12 protein-coding genes are annotated in these 19,527 nt (G+C 43.9%); 11 read left to right on the top strand and 1 reads right to left on the bottom strand.

The window, feature by feature from the left end; genetic code table 11:
• Positions 1 to 32 precede the first annotated feature (32 nt).
• The 11 genes from mutA (at position 33) to BSAG_RS22295 (ending at position 17,841) form a co-directional block, all read left to right on the top strand.
• Positions 33 to 1,934 carry a methylmalonyl-CoA mutase small subunit gene (gene mutA, locus BSAG_RS22245; RefSeq protein WP_008770738.1) on the top strand — a complete coding sequence of 634 codons (1,902 nt, stop codon included), beginning with the start codon at positions 33 to 35 and terminating at the stop codon, positions 1,932 to 1,934.
• A gap of 1 nt (position 1,935) precedes the next feature.
• The gene (gene scpA / locus BSAG_RS22250; RefSeq protein ID WP_008641116.1) at positions 1,936 to 4,083 is read left to right on the top strand and encodes a methylmalonyl-CoA mutase; all 2,148 of its coding nucleotides are present in this window, start codon (positions 1,936 to 1,938) and stop codon (positions 4,081 to 4,083) included.
• A gap of 148 nt (positions 4,084 to 4,231) precedes the next feature.
• Positions 4,232 to 4,783, top strand: coding sequence for an RNA polymerase sigma-70 factor (locus BSAG_RS22255; protein ID WP_004313560.1), 552 nt, complete (start codon positions 4,232 to 4,234; stop codon positions 4,781 to 4,783).
• Between the two features lie 63 nt (positions 4,784 to 4,846).
• Entirely contained in the window at positions 4,847 to 5,854 is a 1,008-nt protein-coding gene (locus BSAG_RS22260) for a FecR family protein (protein ID WP_004313561.1), read from the top strand.
• A 206-nt stretch (positions 5,855 to 6,060) separates the two neighbouring features.
• On the top strand, positions 6,061 to 9,423 hold the full coding sequence (locus BSAG_RS22265; protein WP_004313562.1) for a TonB-dependent receptor: 3,363 nt from the start codon (positions 6,061 to 6,063) through the stop codon (positions 9,421 to 9,423).
• 5 nt (positions 9,424 to 9,428) lie between these two features.
• Entirely contained in the window at positions 9,429 to 11,069 is a 1,641-nt protein-coding gene (locus BSAG_RS22270) for a SusD/RagB family nutrient-binding outer membrane lipoprotein (RefSeq protein ID WP_004313563.1), read from the top strand.
• Positions 11,070 to 11,094: 25 nt separating this feature from the next.
• Positions 11,095 to 11,997 (top strand): glycoside hydrolase family 18, encoded by a 903-nt coding sequence (locus BSAG_RS22275; protein ID WP_004313564.1) that lies wholly within the window; start codon positions 11,095 to 11,097, stop codon positions 11,995 to 11,997.
• A 12-nt stretch (positions 11,998 to 12,009) separates the two neighbouring features.
• The gene (locus tag BSAG_RS22280; protein WP_004313565.1) at positions 12,010 to 13,305 is read left to right on the top strand and encodes a DUF1735 and LamG domain-containing protein; all 1,296 of its coding nucleotides are present in this window, start codon (positions 12,010 to 12,012) and stop codon (positions 13,303 to 13,305) included.
• Positions 13,306 to 13,327: 22 nt separating this feature from the next.
• The gene (locus BSAG_RS22285; RefSeq protein ID WP_008015585.1) at positions 13,328 to 14,881 is read left to right on the top strand and encodes a glycosyl hydrolase family 18 protein; all 1,554 of its coding nucleotides are present in this window, start codon (positions 13,328 to 13,330) and stop codon (positions 14,879 to 14,881) included.
• Between the two features lie 188 nt (positions 14,882 to 15,069).
• Positions 15,070 to 15,837, top strand: a complete 768-nt coding sequence (locus BSAG_RS22290) for a DNA-binding domain-containing protein (protein WP_004313567.1) — start codon at positions 15,070 to 15,072, stop codon at positions 15,835 to 15,837.
• Positions 15,838 to 16,122: 285 nt separating this feature from the next.
• Positions 16,123 to 17,841 (top strand): ATP-binding protein, encoded by a 1,719-nt coding sequence (locus tag BSAG_RS22295; protein ID WP_008015586.1) that lies wholly within the window; start codon positions 16,123 to 16,125, stop codon positions 17,839 to 17,841.
• Positions 17,842 to 17,888: 47 nt separating this feature from the next.
• On the opposite strand, the gene BSAG_RS22300 is transcribed toward BSAG_RS22295, so the two are convergent.
• Positions 17,889 to 19,451, bottom strand: a complete 1,563-nt coding sequence (locus tag BSAG_RS22300; protein WP_008770741.1) for an ATP-binding protein — start codon at positions 19,449 to 19,451, stop codon at positions 17,889 to 17,891.
• Positions 19,452 to 19,527 lie beyond the last annotated feature (76 nt).

Raw genomic sequence — 19,527 nt, 5'->3', positions numbered from 1 at the left:
AATATTAATCTTGTTTTAATTTTAGATAAACTATGGCAGACAAAAAAGAAAAACTCTTCTCAGACTTTTCTCCTGTCTCTACCGAACAATGGATGGAGAAGGTTACAGCCGACTTGAAAGGTGCTGATTTTGAGAAGAAGCTCGTTTGGAAAACAAACGAAGGGTTTAAAGTGAAACCTTTCTACCGGATGGAAGATCTGGAGGGTTTAAAAACTACTGATGCGCTTCCCGGAGAGTTCCCTTATCTGAGAGGAACTAAAAAAGACAACAATGAGTGGTTGGTTCGCCAGGAAATCAGGGTAGAATGCCCCAAAGAGGCCAATGCAAAAGCACTGGACATCTTAAATAAGGGTGTTGATTCACTATCTTTCCATGTAAAAGCAAAAGAACTCAATGCGGAATATATCGAGACGCTGTTGAATGATATTCAGGCAGAGTGCGTTGAATTAAATTTCTCAACTTGCCAGGGGCATGTTGTGGAGTTGGCTAATTTGCTGGTGGCTTATTTCCAGAAGAAAGACTATGATGTGAAGAAGCTGAAAGGCTCTATCAATTATGATTTCTTCAATAAGATGCTGACTCGCGGTAAGGAAAAAGGGGATATGGTACAGACAGCGAAAGCGTTGATCGAAGCTATCCAGCCGCTTCCTTTTTATCGTGTATTGAATGTAAATGCAATCTCATTAAACAATGCCGGAGCTTATATCTCTCAAGAGTTGGGTTATGCATTGGCTTGGGGTAATGAATACATGAATCAGTTGACTGATGCCGGTATTCCTGCTGCCGTAGTAGCTAAAAAGATAAAATTCAACTTCGGTATCAGTTCCAATTACTTCCTTGAAATTGCGAAGTTCCGTGCCGCACGTCTGTTGTGGGCAAATATCGTAGCTTCTTATAAACCTGAATGTCTGCGTGATTGTGATAATAAGGGAGCTAACGGCGAATGTCGTTGTGCAGCAAAAATGGCGGTTCATGCTGAAACTTCTACTTTTAATCTAACTTTGTTTGACGCACACGTGAATTTGCTTCGTACACAGACTGAAGCAATGAGTGCCGCTTTGGGTGGGGTCGATTCGATGACAGTCGTTCCGTTTGATAAGACTTATGGGACTCCGGATGAGTTATCAGAACGTCTGGCTCGCAATCAACAACTATTGCTGAAAGAAGAATCTCATTTCGATAAAGTAATTGATCCGGCTGCCGGTTCTTATTATATTGAGAACCTGACTGTATCTATTGCTAAACAAGCGTGGGAACTTTTCCTTGCTACCGAAGAAGCAGGTGGTTTCTATGCCGCATTAAAGGCTGGTACAGTTCAGGCAGCAGTAAACGAAAGCAATAAAGCTCGTCATAAAGCAGTGGCACAGCGTCGTGAAATTCTGTTGGGTACTAACCAATTCCCGAATTTTAACGAAAAAGCCGGTGACAAGAAACCTGTGGAAGGAAAATGCTGCTGTGGAGGTGACTCTCATACTTGTGAGAAAGATGTGGATACATTGGTATTCGATCGTGCAGCCAGTGAGTTTGAAGCGTTACGTCTTGAAACGGAAGCATCGGGCAAACGTCCAAAAGCGTTTATGCTGACAATCGGTAATTTGGCGATGCGTCAGGCACGTGCACAATATTCTTGCAACTTCCTGGCTTGTGCCGGTTATGAAGTAGTCGATAATCTAGGATTTGAAACAGTAGAGGCAGGAGTAGAGGCAGCGATGGCTGCGAAAGCTGATATTGTTGTCATCTGTTCCAGCGATGATGAATATGCTGAATATGCGGTTCCTGCTTTCAAGGCCTTGAATGGTCGTGCTATGTTTATCGTTGCCGGTGCTCCGGCTTGTATGGATGACTTGAAAGCCGCAGGTATCGAAAACTTCATCCATGTTCGTGTCAACGTATTGGATACCTTGAAAGAGTTTAACGCTAAACTATTGAAGTAAGATGAGAAAAGATTTTAAAAACATCGATATATATGCCGCATTTCAGCCTGCTAATGGTGCTGAATGGCAAAAGGCTAACGGTATCTCCGCTGACTGGAAAACACCGGAACACATTGAAGTGAAGCCTGTTTATACAAAAGAAGACCTCGAAGGAATGGAACATCTCGGCTATGCTGCCGGACTTCCTCCTTATTTGCGTGGTCCGTATTCAGTAATGTACACCCTTCGTCCCTGGACCATCCGTCAGTATGCCGGATTCTCTACTGCCGAAGAATCCAATGCTTTCTATCGCCGTAATCTGGCTTCCGGTCAGAAAGGTTTGTCAGTAGCATTTGACTTGGCTACTCACCGCGGTTATGACCCCGACCACGAACGTGTAGTGGGTGACGTAGGTAAAGCAGGTGTATCTATCTGTTCATTGGAAAACATGAAGGTTTTGTTCGATGGTATTCCTTTGAATAAGATGTCTGTATCCATGACGATGAATGGTGCTGTACTTCCGATTATGGCATTCTATATCAATGCCGGTTTGGAACAAGGTGCTAAACTCGAAGAAATGGCAGGTACTATCCAGAACGATATTTTGAAAGAATTCATGGTGCGTAATACCTATATTTATCCGCCTGCATTCTCTATGAAGATTATTTCTGATATCTTCGAATACACTTCACAGAAGATGCCGAAGTTCAACTCTATTTCTATCTCCGGTTATCACATGCAGGAAGCAGGTGCTACCGCAGATATTGAGTTGGCTTATACATTGGCTGACGGTTTGGAATATCTCCGTGCCGGAACAGCAGCAGGTATTGATATTGATGCATTTGCTCCGCGTCTTTCTTTCTTCTGGGCAATCGGAACCAATCACTTCATGGAAATTGCCAAGATGCGTGCCGCACGTATGCTGTGGGCGAAGATTGTGAAACAGTTTAATCCGAAGAACCCGAAATCACTGGCCTTGCGTACTCACTCACAGACTTCCGGATGGTCATTGACGGAGCAAGATCCGTTCAACAATGTAGGACGTACCTGTATTGAGGCTATGGCTGCAGCTTTGGGACATACCCAATCTTTGCATACCAATGCATTGGATGAGGCTATTGCTCTTCCGACAGATTTCTCTGCACGTATCGCACGTAACACACAGATTTATATTCAGGAAGAAACTTACATCTGCAAGAACGTTGACCCATGGGGCGGCTCTTACTATGTAGAATCTCTGACGAACGAACTGGCACACAAGGCTTGGGAACATATTCAGGAAATTGAAAAACTGGGTGGTATGGCGAAAGCTATCGAAACAGGTATTCCTAAAATGCGTATCGAAGAAGCGGCTGCACGTACACAGGCTCGTATCGACAGCGGTCAGCAGACCATTGTGGGTGTGAACAAGTATCGTTTGGAAAAAGAAGCTCCGATTGATATCCTTGAAATTGATAATACGGCAGTTCGTCTTGAACAGATTGAAAACCTGAAACGTTTGAAAGAAGGACGTAATCAGGCTGAAGTGGACAAGGCATTAGCAGCTATCACTGAATGTGTGAAGACCGGCAAGGGTAACTTGCTTGAACTGGCAGTTGAAGCAGCTCGTGTTCGTGCTACTTTGGGCGAAATTTCTTATGCGTGCGAACAGGTTGTAGGACGTTATAAAGCAATAATTAGAACTATATCAGGCGTGTATTCATCAGAAAGTAAAAACGATAGCGACTTCAAGCGTGCTTGTGAACTGGCAGAGAAGTTTGCGAAAAAAGAGGGACGTCAACCTCGTATCATGGTTGCAAAGATGGGACAGGACGGTCATGACCGTGGTGCCAAGGTAGTAGCAACGGGTTATGCGGACTGTGGTTTCGACGTGGATATGGGACCGTTGTTCCAGACTCCGGCAGAAGCTGCTCGTGAAGCGGTAGAAAACGATGTTCATGTAGTAGGTGTTTCTTCACTGGCTGCCGGTCATAAGACATTGGTTCCGCAGATTATTGAAGAACTGAAGAAACTGGGACGTGAAGACATTGTGGTGATTGCCGGTGGTGTTATTCCTGCACAGGATTATGACTTCCTGTATAAGGCAGGTGTAGCTGCTATCTTTGGTCCGGGTACTCCGGTGGCGAAGGCTGCTTGTCAGATTTTGGAAATTCTGATGGATGAAGAATAACTTCTGAGATTCTTTAGAATCTTATAATATTCCCACCTTTTAGACTTGTTTTGGTTTAAAAGGTGGGATGTTTTTTTTGTTTGCATCCATTGCCTGAAATTAATTTTGCCTATATTTGCCCCGGGTTTCATAGTAAAAGACTCGACAGATGAACGAAACGATAGCAGAATTGGATATCCGTTTTGAGCAGTTTTATGCCGCTAACTTCCCTCGTGTGAAGAACTTTGCGAAGTTGTTGACCAAGTCGGAGGAGGATGCGGAAGACATTGCCCAGAATATATTTCTTAAGTTATGGACACGTCCTGAACTTTGGCAAGATCAGGAAACCATGACTGGTTATCTCTATACTGTGACTCGGAATGAAATATTCAACCTGTTCAAGCATCAGAAGGTAGAGCAGGAATATGAAGACAAAGTTTTGAAAGCCCAGTTGTTGGGTGAACTTTGTGACGAAGATTCCTCCCTGTTAGAAAATCTATACTATAAAGAAGTATTAATGCTTATTAGGATGACACTCAGTCAGTTGCCTGATCGCCGTAGACGGGTTTTTGAGATGAGCCGTTTTGAAGGACTTTCTCATAAAGAAATAGCAGATAAACTGCAAATCCCCTTGCGTACCGTAGAAGATCACATCTATAAAACATTGACGGAACTCCGCAAAGTGTTAATGTTTGTTATTCTATTCCGTCTTTTCCCGTAGTTGTCCTTGCTGAGTAGTGATATTTACGTAAGCGTTTCTAAACAGAACAATAAATATCACCTTATGAAGAATTATATTCGCGATGTAATCGACCGTTATATCAATCACGACTATCCGAAAGAAGTCGATCAGGATTTCCGTACATGGCTGACCGACGAAGAACGTGCCGATGAAAAAGATCATGAACTCAATCAACTTTGGGAAGCTACCGAATCGGCAACGACTTCCGGCTACCGTCATTCTTTGGAACGGATGCGTGAACTGACAGGCATCGGAACGAGGCGCAGGATACATTCTTTACGTACTCATCTGGTAGTGTGGCGCGTAGCGGCAGCTTTGTTGATTGCATTTTCTTCCGTTTCTATCTATCTGGCTTTGCAGAACCGGCAGGCACCAGATTTGTTGCAAGCATATATTCCTACCGCCGAGATGCGGAACATCACTTTGCCGGATGGTACGCAGGTATTGATTAATTCCCAAAGCACTTTACTTTATCCACAGCAATTTAAGGGTGATACCCGTTGTGTGTATCTTGTGGGAGAAGCCGGCTTCAAGGTGAAACGTGACGAAGAGCATCCTTTTATCGTGAAGTCCTCGGACTTTCAGGTGACGGCACTCGGAACGGAATTCAACGTGACAGCCTACCCCGACGAAGAGGAAGTGACAGCTACCCTGATTTCCGGAAAAGTGTTGGTAGAGTACAATAATCAGCAGGGGCAGGAGATCTTGAAGCCGAACGAGCAACTGGCTTATAACAAACGTACCCGCTCCGGAAACGTACTTCATCCTGATATGCAGGATGTCACTGCTTGGCAACGTGGCGAAATCGTTTTCCGCAGTATGACATTGGAAGAAATCTTCACCCGTCTCGAACGCAAATACCCTTACACCTTTGTTTATAGTTTCCGTAGTCTGAAAGAAGACCGGTTCAATCTTACTTTCGGGCAAAATGCTTCTATGGAAGAAGTGATGGATATTATCGCTCGTGTGACGGGAAATCTGGACTATAAAATAGTGGGAGACAAGTGCTATATTTCAGGCACCGGGGAAGGGCGTCTCCGGCACCGATGAAGATAGGCTCCGGCACCGGGGAACAAAATAGAACTTGTAAACACTGAATATTAACCTTAAAATACATTGAGCCTATGCGGAAAAAATATCCGGGAGAAGCTGCAACCTTCCCCCGGATGTGAAATCGAAATTCTTACTATTAGCGTTAACCAGACGCTACTAAATTCGAGAATCTAACTTTATCTGTATAAACTAATACTAAGAAGATGCAGCAAATTTATGAATTTATAGCCAATAAGCAGGCAATCAGTCGAGTATTTATGCTTTTTTTGTGCTGTCTGCTCCTTTCTGCTCCTACTTTTGCTCAAAGTAGCAATGTCCGGATTACGATCCATAAGAAAAACATATCGGTCATCGAGGCATTGAAAGAGGTGGAAAAACAAACGAAACTGTCCGTTGGTTACAACGAGTCGCAGTTGAAAAACAAACCCTCCATCAATTTGGCGTTAGAAAAAGCCACGCTGGAGAGTTCTCTCAAAGAAATCCTTAGAAATACGGGATATACCTATCAGTTAAAAGGAAAATATGTAATCATCGTTCCACAGGAAAAACAAGAAGCGGAAGCAGCTTCTGTCAAACGTATCACCGGCCGTGTGCTGGATGATAACGGAGAGCCGTTAATTGGTGTCAATGTACATGTAGAGGGAACGAGTGTCGGTTCTATTACGGATATTGACGGTAATTTTATACTCGAAGCTCCTGTTGGAAGTGTGTTGAGTATCAGTTATGTAGGTTACACTCCACAGACGGTAAAAGTAACCGGACAGAATACATATAGCGTGCAACTGGCTTCGGATACAAAACTGTTGAGTGAAGTTGTTGTAACAGCACTTGGCATCAAACGCGAGCAGAAAGCATTGAGCTACAACGTACAGCAAGTAAAGTCCGACGAACTGACCCAGATTAAGGATGCTAATTTTGTAAACAGCCTGAATGGTAAAGTTGCGGGTGTTACTATCAATACGAGCTCTTCCGGTGTCGGTGGGGCAAGTAGAGTGGTGATGCGTGGAACAAAGTCTATTGAACAGAGTAGTAACGCCTTGTATGTGATTGACGGTATTCCGATGTATAATTTCGGTGGCGGAGGAGATACGGAATTTGGTTCAAAGGGAGCTACCGAGGCCATTGCTGATATTAATCCGGAAGATATAGAAAGCATTTCCGTACTGACTGGAGCGGCAGCTGCCGCCCTTTATGGTAGTAATGCGGCAAACGGTGCGATTGTGATTACTACAAAAAAAGGACAGGTAGGTAAGCTGCAAGTAGGTGTATCAAGTGGCATCGAATGGTTGAATGCTTTTAAGATGCCCGAGTTCCAGGACCGTTATGGTACAGGTAGTAATGGTAAAACAGGAAATTCCAATATTTATAGCTGGGGACCGAAGTTAAACTCGGCTGCTCAAACAGGATATGAGCCGGATGATTTTTTTGATACGGGTGCGGTATATACAAATTCCGTTACGTTGTCTACCGGAACGGATAAAAATCAGACTTTCTTTTCTGCGGCTGCCGTCAATTCGGCAGGGATGGTTCCCAACAATAGGTATAACAGATATAATTTCACTTTCCGCAATACGACCAGTTTCTTGAATGACAAGATGAAACTGGATGTAAGTGCAAGCTATATTCTTCAGAACGACCGTAATATGACCAATCAGGGGCAGTACTCCAATCCGTTGGTTTCTGCTTATCTTTTCCCTCGTGGGGATGATTTCTCTATAGTGAAGAATTTCGAGCGTTGGGATGAAGCCCGGAAAATTAGCGTACAGTTTTGGCCGCAGGGCGAAGGTGACCTTCGTATGCAGAATCCTTATTGGATTGCTTACCGTAATCTCCGTCTCAACAATAAGAAACGCTATATGGCTTCAGCAGGTTTGAGTTACCAGATTCTTGACTGGCTGAATGTGGCAGGGCGTGTTCGCATCGACAATACTCATAGCGAATATGAAGGCAAGCTTTATGCAAGCAGTAGCAACACGCTGACTGACGGTAGTTCACAAGGCCATTATACAGTAAATAACGGACAATATTCGCAGACTTATGCCGATGTGTTGGTGAATATTAATAAACGTATTCAGGATTTTACGATTGTAGCCAATATCGGTGCCAGTTATAGTGGAGTGACTAGTAAGGAATTGGGCTATGCGGGGCCTATACGAGAAACTGGTATTCCTAATCTGTTCAATGTTTACGACCTTGACAACGCAAAAAAACGTGCTACGCAGGTGGGTTGGCGCGAAGCGACCGAATCTATTTTTGCCAGTGCCGAAGTAGGGTGGAAAAGTATGCTTTATCTCACCGTTACAGGACGTAACGACTGGGCTTCGCAGCTGACACATTCTCCGCAGGCTTCATTCTTCTATCCTTCCGTAGGGCTTTCGGCTGTCATCACTGAAATGTTGAAACTGCCTGATTGGGTGGATTATCTTAAAGTACGTGGATCGTTCAGTTCCGTAGGTAATCCTTATCCTCGTTTTCTTACCTATCCTACTTACTCGTATGATGCCAATAAGCAGGACTGGAAATCGCAGACGAATTATCCCATTGGTAAACTATACCCTGAGCGTACTGACTCATGGGAAGTAGGTCTGGATGCAACCCTGTTTAAAGATTTCAAATTGAGCGGATCTTTCTATTACGCCAATACTTATAATCAGACATTTGATCCTCGGCTTCCTGTTTCGTCAGGATATGACAAATTGTATGTACAGACCGGATATGTACGCAACTATGGTTTCGAGGCTATGTTGTCTTATGGGCATCGTTGGGGAGATTTCGGCTGGGACAGCAGCTTTACTTTCTCGGCCAACAAGAATGAAATCGTCGAACTAGTGAAGGATTATGTTCACCCGGAAACGGGCAAAACTTACAACGTCGATAAACTGGAACTCAAAACCGATGAAGGTCGCGGATTCGGAAAGGCGAAATTTATCCTGAAGGAAGGTGGTACGCTGGGCGATCTTTATACCCATGCCGATTTAAAGCGTGATATTAACGGTAATGTCCTGATTGACGATAGCGGCAATGTGACAGCCATCGACAATGCCGGTGACATAAAGTTGGGAAGCGTACTTCCTAAGGCAAATTTAGCCTGGAATAATAGCTTCTCTTATAAAGGTATCAATGCCGGTTTCTTGTTGACAGCCCGTTTGGGCGGAATCGTTTATTCGGCAACACAGGCTTATCTTGATCTCTACGGAGTATCTGAAACATCTGCTGCCGCGCGTGATGCCGGAGGAGTATGGATAAACGGCCGTAGCCGCGTGAATCCGCAAAGCTTCTATGAAGTGGTAGCATCGCAGAGCGGATTGCCTACCTACTATACTTATAGTGCTACCAACCTGCGTCTGCAGGAGGCACATATCGGTTACACCGTTCCGCGCCGCTGGCTGGGCAATGTTTGTGATATCAATGTATCCCTTGTGGGCAGAAATCTCTGGATGATCTACTGTAAAGCTCCTTTCGATCCTGAAGCAGTAGCTACTACGAACAACTATTATCAGGGAATCGACTACTTCATGATGCCGAGTACCCGGAATATAGGATTTAACATAAAGATTAACTTCTAAATACTATGATGGACATGAAACGAATATATAACATTCTTCTGATAATGATCCTTTCATTATTTCTGCTTCCGTTGGGCGGTTGTTTCGACAGCGACATCAACCGGAGTATGTACGAAGCGGACGGAGATGAAATGCAGCGTGAGAATCATATTGTAGGTGCTACGCTCAAAGGAATGCAGGGATTGGTGATTCCTACACGTGAACACCTTTACCAGTTTATGGATGCCATGGCAGGAGGAGCATACGGTGGTTATCTGGAAGGAATTGTAGACACTTGGGTGATGAAATTCTCTACTTTCAATCCCGAACAGGGATGGCTCAAATCCCCGTTTGCCGATCCGATTAAAGATATGTACCCGCAGTACCGCGATATGATGAACAAGACGGATGACCCTGTGGCTTTAGCTTTTGGTAAAATTCTCCGGGTGTGTATCATGCATCGTGTGACGGACATTTATGGTCCGATTCCTTATTCGAAGATGATGGATAATGATAATTCGGGTGAAGACCTGGCTGTCGCTTACGATTCGCAGGAGCAGGTATATACACAGATGCTGAAAGAACTGGAAGAAGCGGATAAAGTGTTGGAGGAAAACAAAGACCTGTCGTCCGAGGCTTTCCGCAAACTGGAAGACTTGTATTACGGAAATATTTCCAAATGGCGTAAGTTTGTACATTCCATGCAACTTCGCATTGCCATGCGTATGAGCTATGTCAATCCTACCGAGGCGCAACGTATTGCGCAGAAGGCTGTGGAAGCGGGAGTGATTGAATCGAATGAGGACAACGCCATGCTTCATGTGGCGGAGAACCGTTCGGAGTTACTGTTTAATAACTGGAATGACTACCGTATTAGTGCCGATTTAGTTTCTATTATGAAAGGTTATGAAGATCCGCGTTTGGATAAGATGTTTGTCAAAGGTGTGCAGACAGTCGATCAGGATGGCGAGAAAGTCGATGTATACGATTATTACGGTGTACGTATCGGCATATTTACCCAGAAGAAAGACGACATGATTAATCTTTACTCAAAGCAGGTGATTTCCAGCACCGACCCTTATCTCTGGATGAATGCGGCGGAGGTGACTTTCCTTCGTGCCGAGGGCGCGTTGCGTGGTTGGAATATGGGAGGCGATGCGCAGGCATTGTATGAAAAGGCTATTGCCCTTTCATTCGAAGAGCGTGGCGGAGCCACCGGAGCGGACCAATATGTGAAGGATGCGGAGAAAAAGCCTATAGACTATGTGAACCCGATGGACGGGGCTGATATTAAGTATAGCCATCCGGCGGTAAGTACCATTACGATTGCCTGGGAACCAGGAGCGGAGTATTTCGAGCGGAACCTGGAGCGTATCATTACTCAAAAATGGATTGCAATATTCCCGCTGGGGCTGGAAGCATGGGCGGAACATCGTCGTACGGGCTACCCGAAGTTGTTGCCTGCCGTGGAGAATAAAGACCCCAATAATAGTGTGAATGTAACAATCGGTCCCCGTCGTCTGCCTTTCCCGGCCGATGAATATACAGGGAATCCGAAATACATCGATCAAGCTGTAGAAATGCTGAATGGTCCCGATGCCGCAGGAACTAAACTTTGGTGGGATAAGAAAGACCATTCCATTGAGAATAGTCAATCCTCAAACTAGAACGAACCTTTAAATCAATGAGATTATGAAATATAAATCAATCTTTAAGTTATGCCTACTGACTACTTTCCTGTCGGTTACCACCATCAGTTGCGACGACTGGACGGAAATGGAAATACACGATAGTCAGGTGAATGGGTTTAAGGAACAGAATCCGCAGGAGTATGCAGCGTACACACAGAATCTTCGTGCATATAAAGCAACGAAACATGCTGTTGTTTATGCCCGGTTGGATAATGCTCCGGAAGTATCTACCGGTGAGAAGGACTTTCTCCGTGCGTTGCCGGACAGTATCGATATAGTGACGATGCGTAATGCCGACCGTCTGTCCGAATATGACCGGGAGGATATGAAGTTGGTACGTGAGGATTATGGTACGAAAGTGCTTTACTATATAGATTGCACGGCTAAAGATAAACTGAATACCTCTATTACTTCTGCTGTTGAGGCAGTGCGTACAGGGACATTTGACGGGCTTGCCCTCGGTTCGGAAGGCTCTGCGGTAGACGTCTCGGCGTTAAAGTCGCTGCTGGATGCTTTGGGACAGACCCCGTGTCTGTTAGTTTTTGAGGGTACTCCTTCCTTGTTGCCGGAAGCGCAGCGCAGCCTTTTCAACTATTTCGTACTCGATATTTCCGGTGCATCCGATGAATATGATATAGAAACCTCTGTATTCTATGCCACCGGATATGGCAAGGCCGCTCCGGATCGCCTGCTGTTGGCTGTCACTCCTGACGGTACATTGACCGACTATAACGGAGTGACGCGCAATGCCATCGCCGGAGCTGCTTACGGTGCTCTCAATATGGAAACACCATTGGGAGGTATTGCTATTTACAATATCTCTGCCGATTACTACGATACTGATATTATTTATAAACAGACCCGTGGAGGTATTCAATTCCTGAATCCTGCTTCGGCTCACTAAACGATGTAAGCTATGAGAATACATAAACTTTATCAGTGCTTTGCAGCCGCAGTTTTGTTATTTCTGCCGGTTGCCTGTGATAATACGGATTACAGCGAAAAGTCACCGTTTGACAATTCGGCGTATCTGAATATAGCTGCTAGTAAGAATACAGAAACTTTCACTTTTAATCGGAAGGTGACAAGCCAGACGAAACTTTTTACAGTGAAGTTGTCTTATCCTTCGGGGGATGATGTGAAGGTCAGCTTGAAGGTAGACGCTTCGTTGACTAGTGAATATAATGCAAAGAACGACACGCATTATGAAGTGCTGCCTGAAACATATTATCAGCTATTGAAAACAGAAGTGGTAATTCCTGCCGGAAAGACCACTTCTGAAGAAGTAGGCATTAAATTCTCCAAACTCGATGAGTTGGAGATTGACGTTACTTACCTCTGCCCGCTTTCCATTGGAGGAGCTGAAGGAGTAGGTATTATGGATGGTTCACGCACGATGTATTATTTGGTACGTCGTTCCAGTGCTATAACAACAGCTATGAATTTGAAAAATGTCTATGTCACTGTTCCGGGATTTGATAAAGGAAGTCCGACAGCGGATGTGGTGAATAATTTGACGGCAGTGACAATGGAGGCTATTATACGAGTCAACAATTTCCAGCAAGAAATATCCTCTATCATGGGCATAGAACAATATTTCTTGATGCGTATCGGTGATGCAAACTTTCCGAATCAACAGTTGCAGACGCAAACAACATTCGGCAAATTTCCAGAAATCAGTAACCAGAAATTACTATTGGCAGGTGAGTGGTATCATGTGGCATTGACATGGGACATAGCTACTGCTACTATTGCTTTCTATGTAAACGGACAATTACAAAGCATAAGTACCAGTCATGGCAAAAGTGACTTGACTAGCATCAGTTTGGGAGATAAGTTACCTGATGATGAATTTGGGAATGGGGGTGATTTTAACTTCTATTTTGGGCGTTCTTATGGAGAGTCGCACGATATAAGCCGCCAGTTTGATGGTGAAATATGTGAAGCTCGCATTTGGAATGTAGCTCGTACTCAAGAACAGATTTGGGAGAATATGTATGATATTCCCGACCCTACTGAAGAACCAGCTTTGTGTGCCTATTGGAAGTTTGATGAGGGAACAGGGATGGAAGTCAAAGACCGTACTGGACATGGGAACAATGCGAAAGTAGTCCCTTATTGGAAAGCAAGCGACCATGTTGAAGTTTATAGTAAAACGGATGCTGAACTATGGCCAAGTGGCATTGAGGTGCCGAAAATAAATCAGGAATAGGAGATTACAGATAACTATTAAAATGTATATGATTATGAAACGAATAATACGAAATATCTCTTTGTGCGTGTTATTGGCACTGGTGATGGGAGCTTGCGAAGAAGATGCGGCGTTGGTGGCTCCGAACGTAGCACATGACAAGTCTACAGTATCACCGGAGGAAGTTGGGGAAGCTGCTTTCCTGCAAAGTGCTTCAGAATCGGGAAATAAATTTATTTTTCTTGATTTTGTAGAACAGGGAAGTGATGAACTATATGTAGAATTGGTGGAGCCGGCAGAGCGGGATATGACATTCACAATTGGTATAAATACTTCATTAGTTCTCCAGGATATACCATCGATTACAGAGCAATTTTATAAAGTGGGTGCAAATTTTGTGGAAGATTGGGAGAATAAATTTACGATAACTAATGGAGGAAAGGTGACGGTAGCGGCAGGTGAACGAAAATCGACACGGATAAGTTTTACTGTGTCAAATATGGAGCTTATTGGTTCTTATTATTTATTGCCATTGTTGGCGACGGATGAAGATGGTAATCAGTACAAGCTTTTCTATTATATCTGCCAAGTGGAAATGGAACGTCAGGACAGGTCGAATAAACCGTATACAGTGGTGGCGTATATTGATACTGAAATGATGAATCCTTTGATTGCTGACCAATATACTTCTAAATTGCAGTATATGAAATCCCGTCGGGATAGAAAAACTATTTACGAAAACGTCCCGGTATTTGATATAGTGAATTTACGAAAAGCTTTGTTGAAATACGACGAGTCTTCCCGTAGAGCAATTTTGAAATTTACACCTGATATAGAACATGTGTTGAAAAACTATGCTCAATATATTCAACCATTGAAGCGGAGTGGTATAAAAGTCTGCCTTTCCATCGAAGGTGGAGGAACAGGCATAGGTTTTGCCAATTTAACAGATGTGCAAATTGCTGATTTTGTAGCACAAGTCCAAGTGGCTGTGAAAATGTATCAACTGGATGGCGTCCATTTGCGTGATGAAGGTGCCGGATATGACAAGACTGGAGCACCGGAGTTAGATGAAACTTCTTATCCAAAATTAGTTAAGGCACTGCGTGAAGCGATGCCGGACATCATGTTGACTCTTGCAGATGATGGAGGAACTACGGCAATGATGGACAAAGAACAGGGTGGCATTGTAGTAGGCGATTACATTGATTTGGCGTGGAATGTTGTGTGGGATACTGCGGTTAACCCTTGGGCAAGCGGGTCGGAACGCAAACCTATAGCGGGGATAACGAAAGAACGATATGGGGGCATTTCTTTTTATATAAAGCCGATAATGACAAATGAAGAAGGTTTATTCTTTGAGAATCTGCAGGATGAATCCCGTGCAATCGCCCTGAATGAGGGACTTGGAAAAGTAGCTGTTGCAGAGAATATTCCTTATAGAGACTATATACAGGAAGTTGCAAATGTTATGAGAATTATGGGGCTTTTAAGCTGTTTTCATGATACTAACAATGGAGAATATCCTCGATATAACGTAGAGGTAACGGAGGCGTTGGCAGCGTCATATTATTTTGCTTTCCGAAAAGATTGGTAAATTGAAAAGTGCTCTCTATTGATGTAATAGCTGTTTGTAAGAACCCGAGATTGTGGGAGATGGTTCGTATAGTTGGTTTACTAATTTACATATATCACACAAAGCGAGTGGGTATTATCAGTATCGTAAAGACTGCTAATAGCAGTAATTGTATTTATTTGAATGATAACTAATTAATAAGAAAAATTATGAAGAATGTATTGAAAATCTGGTTAGTCGACAACACTGTAACCGTCGACAACAAAGACGATAAGATCGGTCAGCTCGAATCGTCCGGTAATCTTTCGTTGCAGGATATACTCGATGAGATGCACAAGGAAGACACCGGGCTCCGTCCCGAAACCATCGAGCACGTCGTGAAGCTCTACAACCGTGTTGTGAGCGATCTCATCCTTAGCGGATATAGTGTCAACACCGGTCTTTACCACGCCGTAGCGCAACTCCGCGGTGTTATCGATGGCGGAAAATGGAATCCCGAGAAGAATTCCGTCTACGTCTCCTTCACCCAAGACAAAGAACTGCGTGAAACTATCGCCCAAACCTCTATCAGTATTTTGGGCGAACGCCAAAGCGTGATGTACGTTGCCGGATTCTCACCTGCCACCGCCACTGCAGGCCGTCCGTTCACGGTCAATGGCCGTATGTTGAAAATTGCAGGTACGGATTCTTCCGTCGGCATCACTATCACCGACAGCAAAGAACAAACCACACCTGTCGACCTCAATATGTTGGCCGTCAACAACCCGTCACAACTCACATTCATTGTTCCTGCCGGTCTGGCCGATGGCGAATATACCCTCACCGTCACTACACAGTATGCAGGAAGCACGCTCCTGAAGACACCCCGAACCGCTATCGCTACTTTCTACGTCGGCACGAAACCCGATGCAGGAGGCGGCTCCGGTTCCGGTGGTAGCGAAGGCGGCGGAGGAGAGGCGCCCGATCCTGCGGCATAAATGTTCTCTTGGCCTGGCGGAGCAATGTCCCGCCAGGTTTATGCAGAGAGGCTGCATAGCTCTATACACGCATCATGTATAGAGTTGTGCAGCCTTCGTGTATAGGGCTATACATGATAAATGCATAACTTTGATCTTTTTCTCTGTTTTGCCCTCTTTTTCATCAAAGACTTATGTATATAGCCATAATTGAGCTTGGTATTTATTTATCTTTTTCGCATTATCTTTTTTATGGTACTAATTTATTAGTACTTTTGTCTTTACCGAAAGAAAAGATCAACGATTATGGCAAGAATAACGATTCCATACGCAGTGGCCGACTTCGCAGAAATGCGTGAACGTGGCTTTTATTATGTTGATAAGACAAATTACATTCCGGGGCTTGAAGACTATAATGCTCCCATCTTTCTCCGTCCCCGTCGTTTCGGGAAAAGTCTGCTCATCTCCATGTTGGCCCACTACTACGACCGTACGAAAGCGAATCGTTTTGAAGAACTTTTTGGCGGCACCTGGATTGGCGAACATCCTACGGAAGAACATAATCAATATTTGGTGATTCGTTATGACTTCTCGGCTATGGTGATGGCGGATGATATGGAAGGGGTGGTACAGAACTTCAATGACCTGAATTGTGGACCCGTGGAAGTTACGGTAGAACATAACCGAGACCTGTTTGGTGATTTTCAGTTTACAACTCGAGGAAATGCTGTGCAGATGTTGGAGGAACTTTTGGGTTATATCAGCTCACATGGATTGCCTAAAGCATATATATTGATTGACGAATACGATAACTTCACCAATCAACTGCTTACTTCCTATAATGACTCACTTTATGAGGAAGTAACCACTAGTGATAGTTTTCTTCTCACCTTTTTTAAAGTTATCAAAGCGGGTATCGGCGAAGGCACGATTCGCACTTGTTTCTGCACAGGCGTATTGCCTGTCATCATGGACGACCTGACCAGCGGGTACAACATTGCGGAAATCCTCACATTCAAACCCGTTTTTTTGAATATGCTCGGCTTCACCTATGAAGAAACGAAAACATACTTGCGCTATGTACTTGATAAATATGCTCCCGGTGCAAGCGAAGAACGCTTCGAGGAAATCTGGCAGCTTATTGTGAACAACTACGACGGTTATCGTTTTAGCCCTGTCGGTGAACGTCTTTTTAACTCCACTATCTTAACTTATTTTTTTAAGAAATTTGCCGCTAATGCCGGAAGTATTCCCTCCGAACTGATCGATGAGAACCTGCGTACGGACATCAACTGGATTCGCCGCCTGACTCTTTCGCAGAACAACGCCAAAGAGATGCTCGATGCCCTGGTGATAGGCGGTGAATTGTCATACAACGTCAGAGATCTGTCCGGCAAATTCAACAAGAAGAAATTTTTTGAGAAAGAATTCTATCCCGTCAGCCTGTTCTACTTAGGTATGACTACCCTGAAGAGTGCATACCGCATGGTGCTCCCCAACATGACCATGCGCAGCATCTACATGGATTATTACAACCAACTGAACAAGATCGAAGGTAACGCCAGTCGTTACGTCCCGGTTTATGAACTTTATGATTCCAATCGTAGTTTTGAACCCCTTGTGCAGAACTATTTCGAGCAATATCTGGGACAATTCCCCGCACAGGTTTTCGATAAGATCAACGAGAACTTTATCCGTTGTTCTTTCTACGAGCTTGTCTCCCGCTATTTGAGCCATTGTTACACTTTTGCCATCGAACAAAATAACTCCGTCGGTCGTTCGGATTTTGAAATGATCGGCATCCCCGGCACGGATTATTACACGGACGATCGCGTGGTGGAATTTAAATACTATCGTTCCAAAGATGCCGACCGTATGCTTGCGCTCACCGAACCGCTGGTAGAACACGTAGAGCAAGTGAAAGGTTATGCCGCAGATACAAAAAGAAAATTCCCCAATTACCATGTTCGTTCGTACATTGTGTATATCTGTGCCAACAAAGGGTGGAAGTGTTGGGAGGTTTAATATGAATCATTTGTAGATAAATATGAGGAAGAAGTAATTATACTCTCTTATTCCTCGGGTAGCCATCGACTGACATTTCGTGTGTCAGTACTGAATTCTACTCCAACCTTTTTGACTTCCCGTTCATCTGCCTGATAAGGGATAAGATATCCTTTATCTTCGATTTGCTGTAATGCTTGCTCGGCTGTGCCATTTAGTTTGAATTCGAATACATAAATATACTTCGGTGTTTTGACAACTGCATCAGCCCGTCCTTTTGCACTGCGTACTTCTGCTTGTGTGAACTGTCCCATGAGTTTGAATATCAGATAGAAAACAGTCTGGTAATGCCGCTCTGTCTGGTCATTCAGTTCGTAAGGTATATCGGCAAAGAAGGCTTGAAGGCGGGTTAGAAAAGCATTGATATTGCCACTTTCCAACTCATGGACAAATTTGCCAATATAGAAATCTTGCTCATTATCGGGAATATTAGAGTAGAATGGCAGAAGGAAATTCATAAAGCCATATCTCACTTCATCATTGGGAAAAGCAAGTTGATAAGTCTTGAAACGAGGGTCGTATTCTTTAATCGTCAGATACCCGCTTTGATAAATCAGCGGAATAGGATTCCTGCTTTCTGCCCGGTACTCGTTGAATGACGCTGCGTTTGCTTCCACTCCGTCAATGAGCGTTCGCAGGTCATAGTTGCTATCCATCAGCATCTTGACAAGGAAAGTAGGAGTGCCTGTCTGAAACCAGTAATTCTCAAATTTATATCCATCGAACACATTTAATACACTGAACGGATTGAACATGCCTTCTGCATATTCACAGAAATGATACCCGTCGTAAAGTGAGGTCATCTTATGGATTGTATCTTCTGGTGTCATCCGGTTGTATGAGGCCAGCTTATCCAATTCCGGAGTGAATGTATCTATCAGTTCCTGCTTGGTGATGCCGCAAATGGTGGCATAAGGCGGTTTCATGCTGATATCATTCAGTTGATTCAAATCACTGAATACACTGACTTGTGAGAATTTGGTAACACCTGTCAGAAATACGAAACGCAGATAGCGGTCAGCACTTTTCAATACTCCATAGAATGCTTTTAGCATTTTGCGGTATTCTTCAAACAAGAGCAGATTATCCAGAGCTTGCAAAAGAGGTTTGTCATATTCGTCTACTAATACGACTACTTGCTTTCCGGTTTGCACACATGCGCGTTCTATAATATAGGCGAATCGTTCTTCCGGTTGTCGATCTTGCTTTTCGGTTCCGTAGATTGCTTCCCATTTTTCCAGATGTTGGTTGAGCATCGCTATCAGATCTGCCGGAGAATCATACTTGCGTGCATTCAAGTCAATATGAAAAACCGGATAGACTTGCCAGTCAACTTCCATTTGTGAGATGGCTAGTCCTTCGAATAAGTCCTTGCGTCCCAAAAAGTAAGCCTCGAAAGTGGAAATCAGCAGGCTTTTTCCGAAACGTCGGGGACGGCTAAGGAAATAGGGGATGCTTGTGGACACCATTTTTCCGACAAGGGCGGTTTTATCTACATACAGATAATTTCCTTTGCGGATTTTCTCGAAAGTTTGTATTCCGATGGGCAATTTGCGGTTTAAATCAATCATACTTGTTCTTTGTTATAAGAATTCTACTCTTGCAAAGGTAACATATTTTGTGGGATATTGTTCTTTTAGACAAATA

The organism is Bacteroides sp. D1 (assembly GCF_000157095.2).
Taxonomy (GTDB): domain Bacteria; phylum Bacteroidota; class Bacteroidia; order Bacteroidales; family Bacteroidaceae; genus Bacteroides; species Bacteroides xylanisolvens.
Note: the sequence above shows the minus strand (reverse complement) of the source record. Positions and strands in the feature narration are given on the sequence as shown.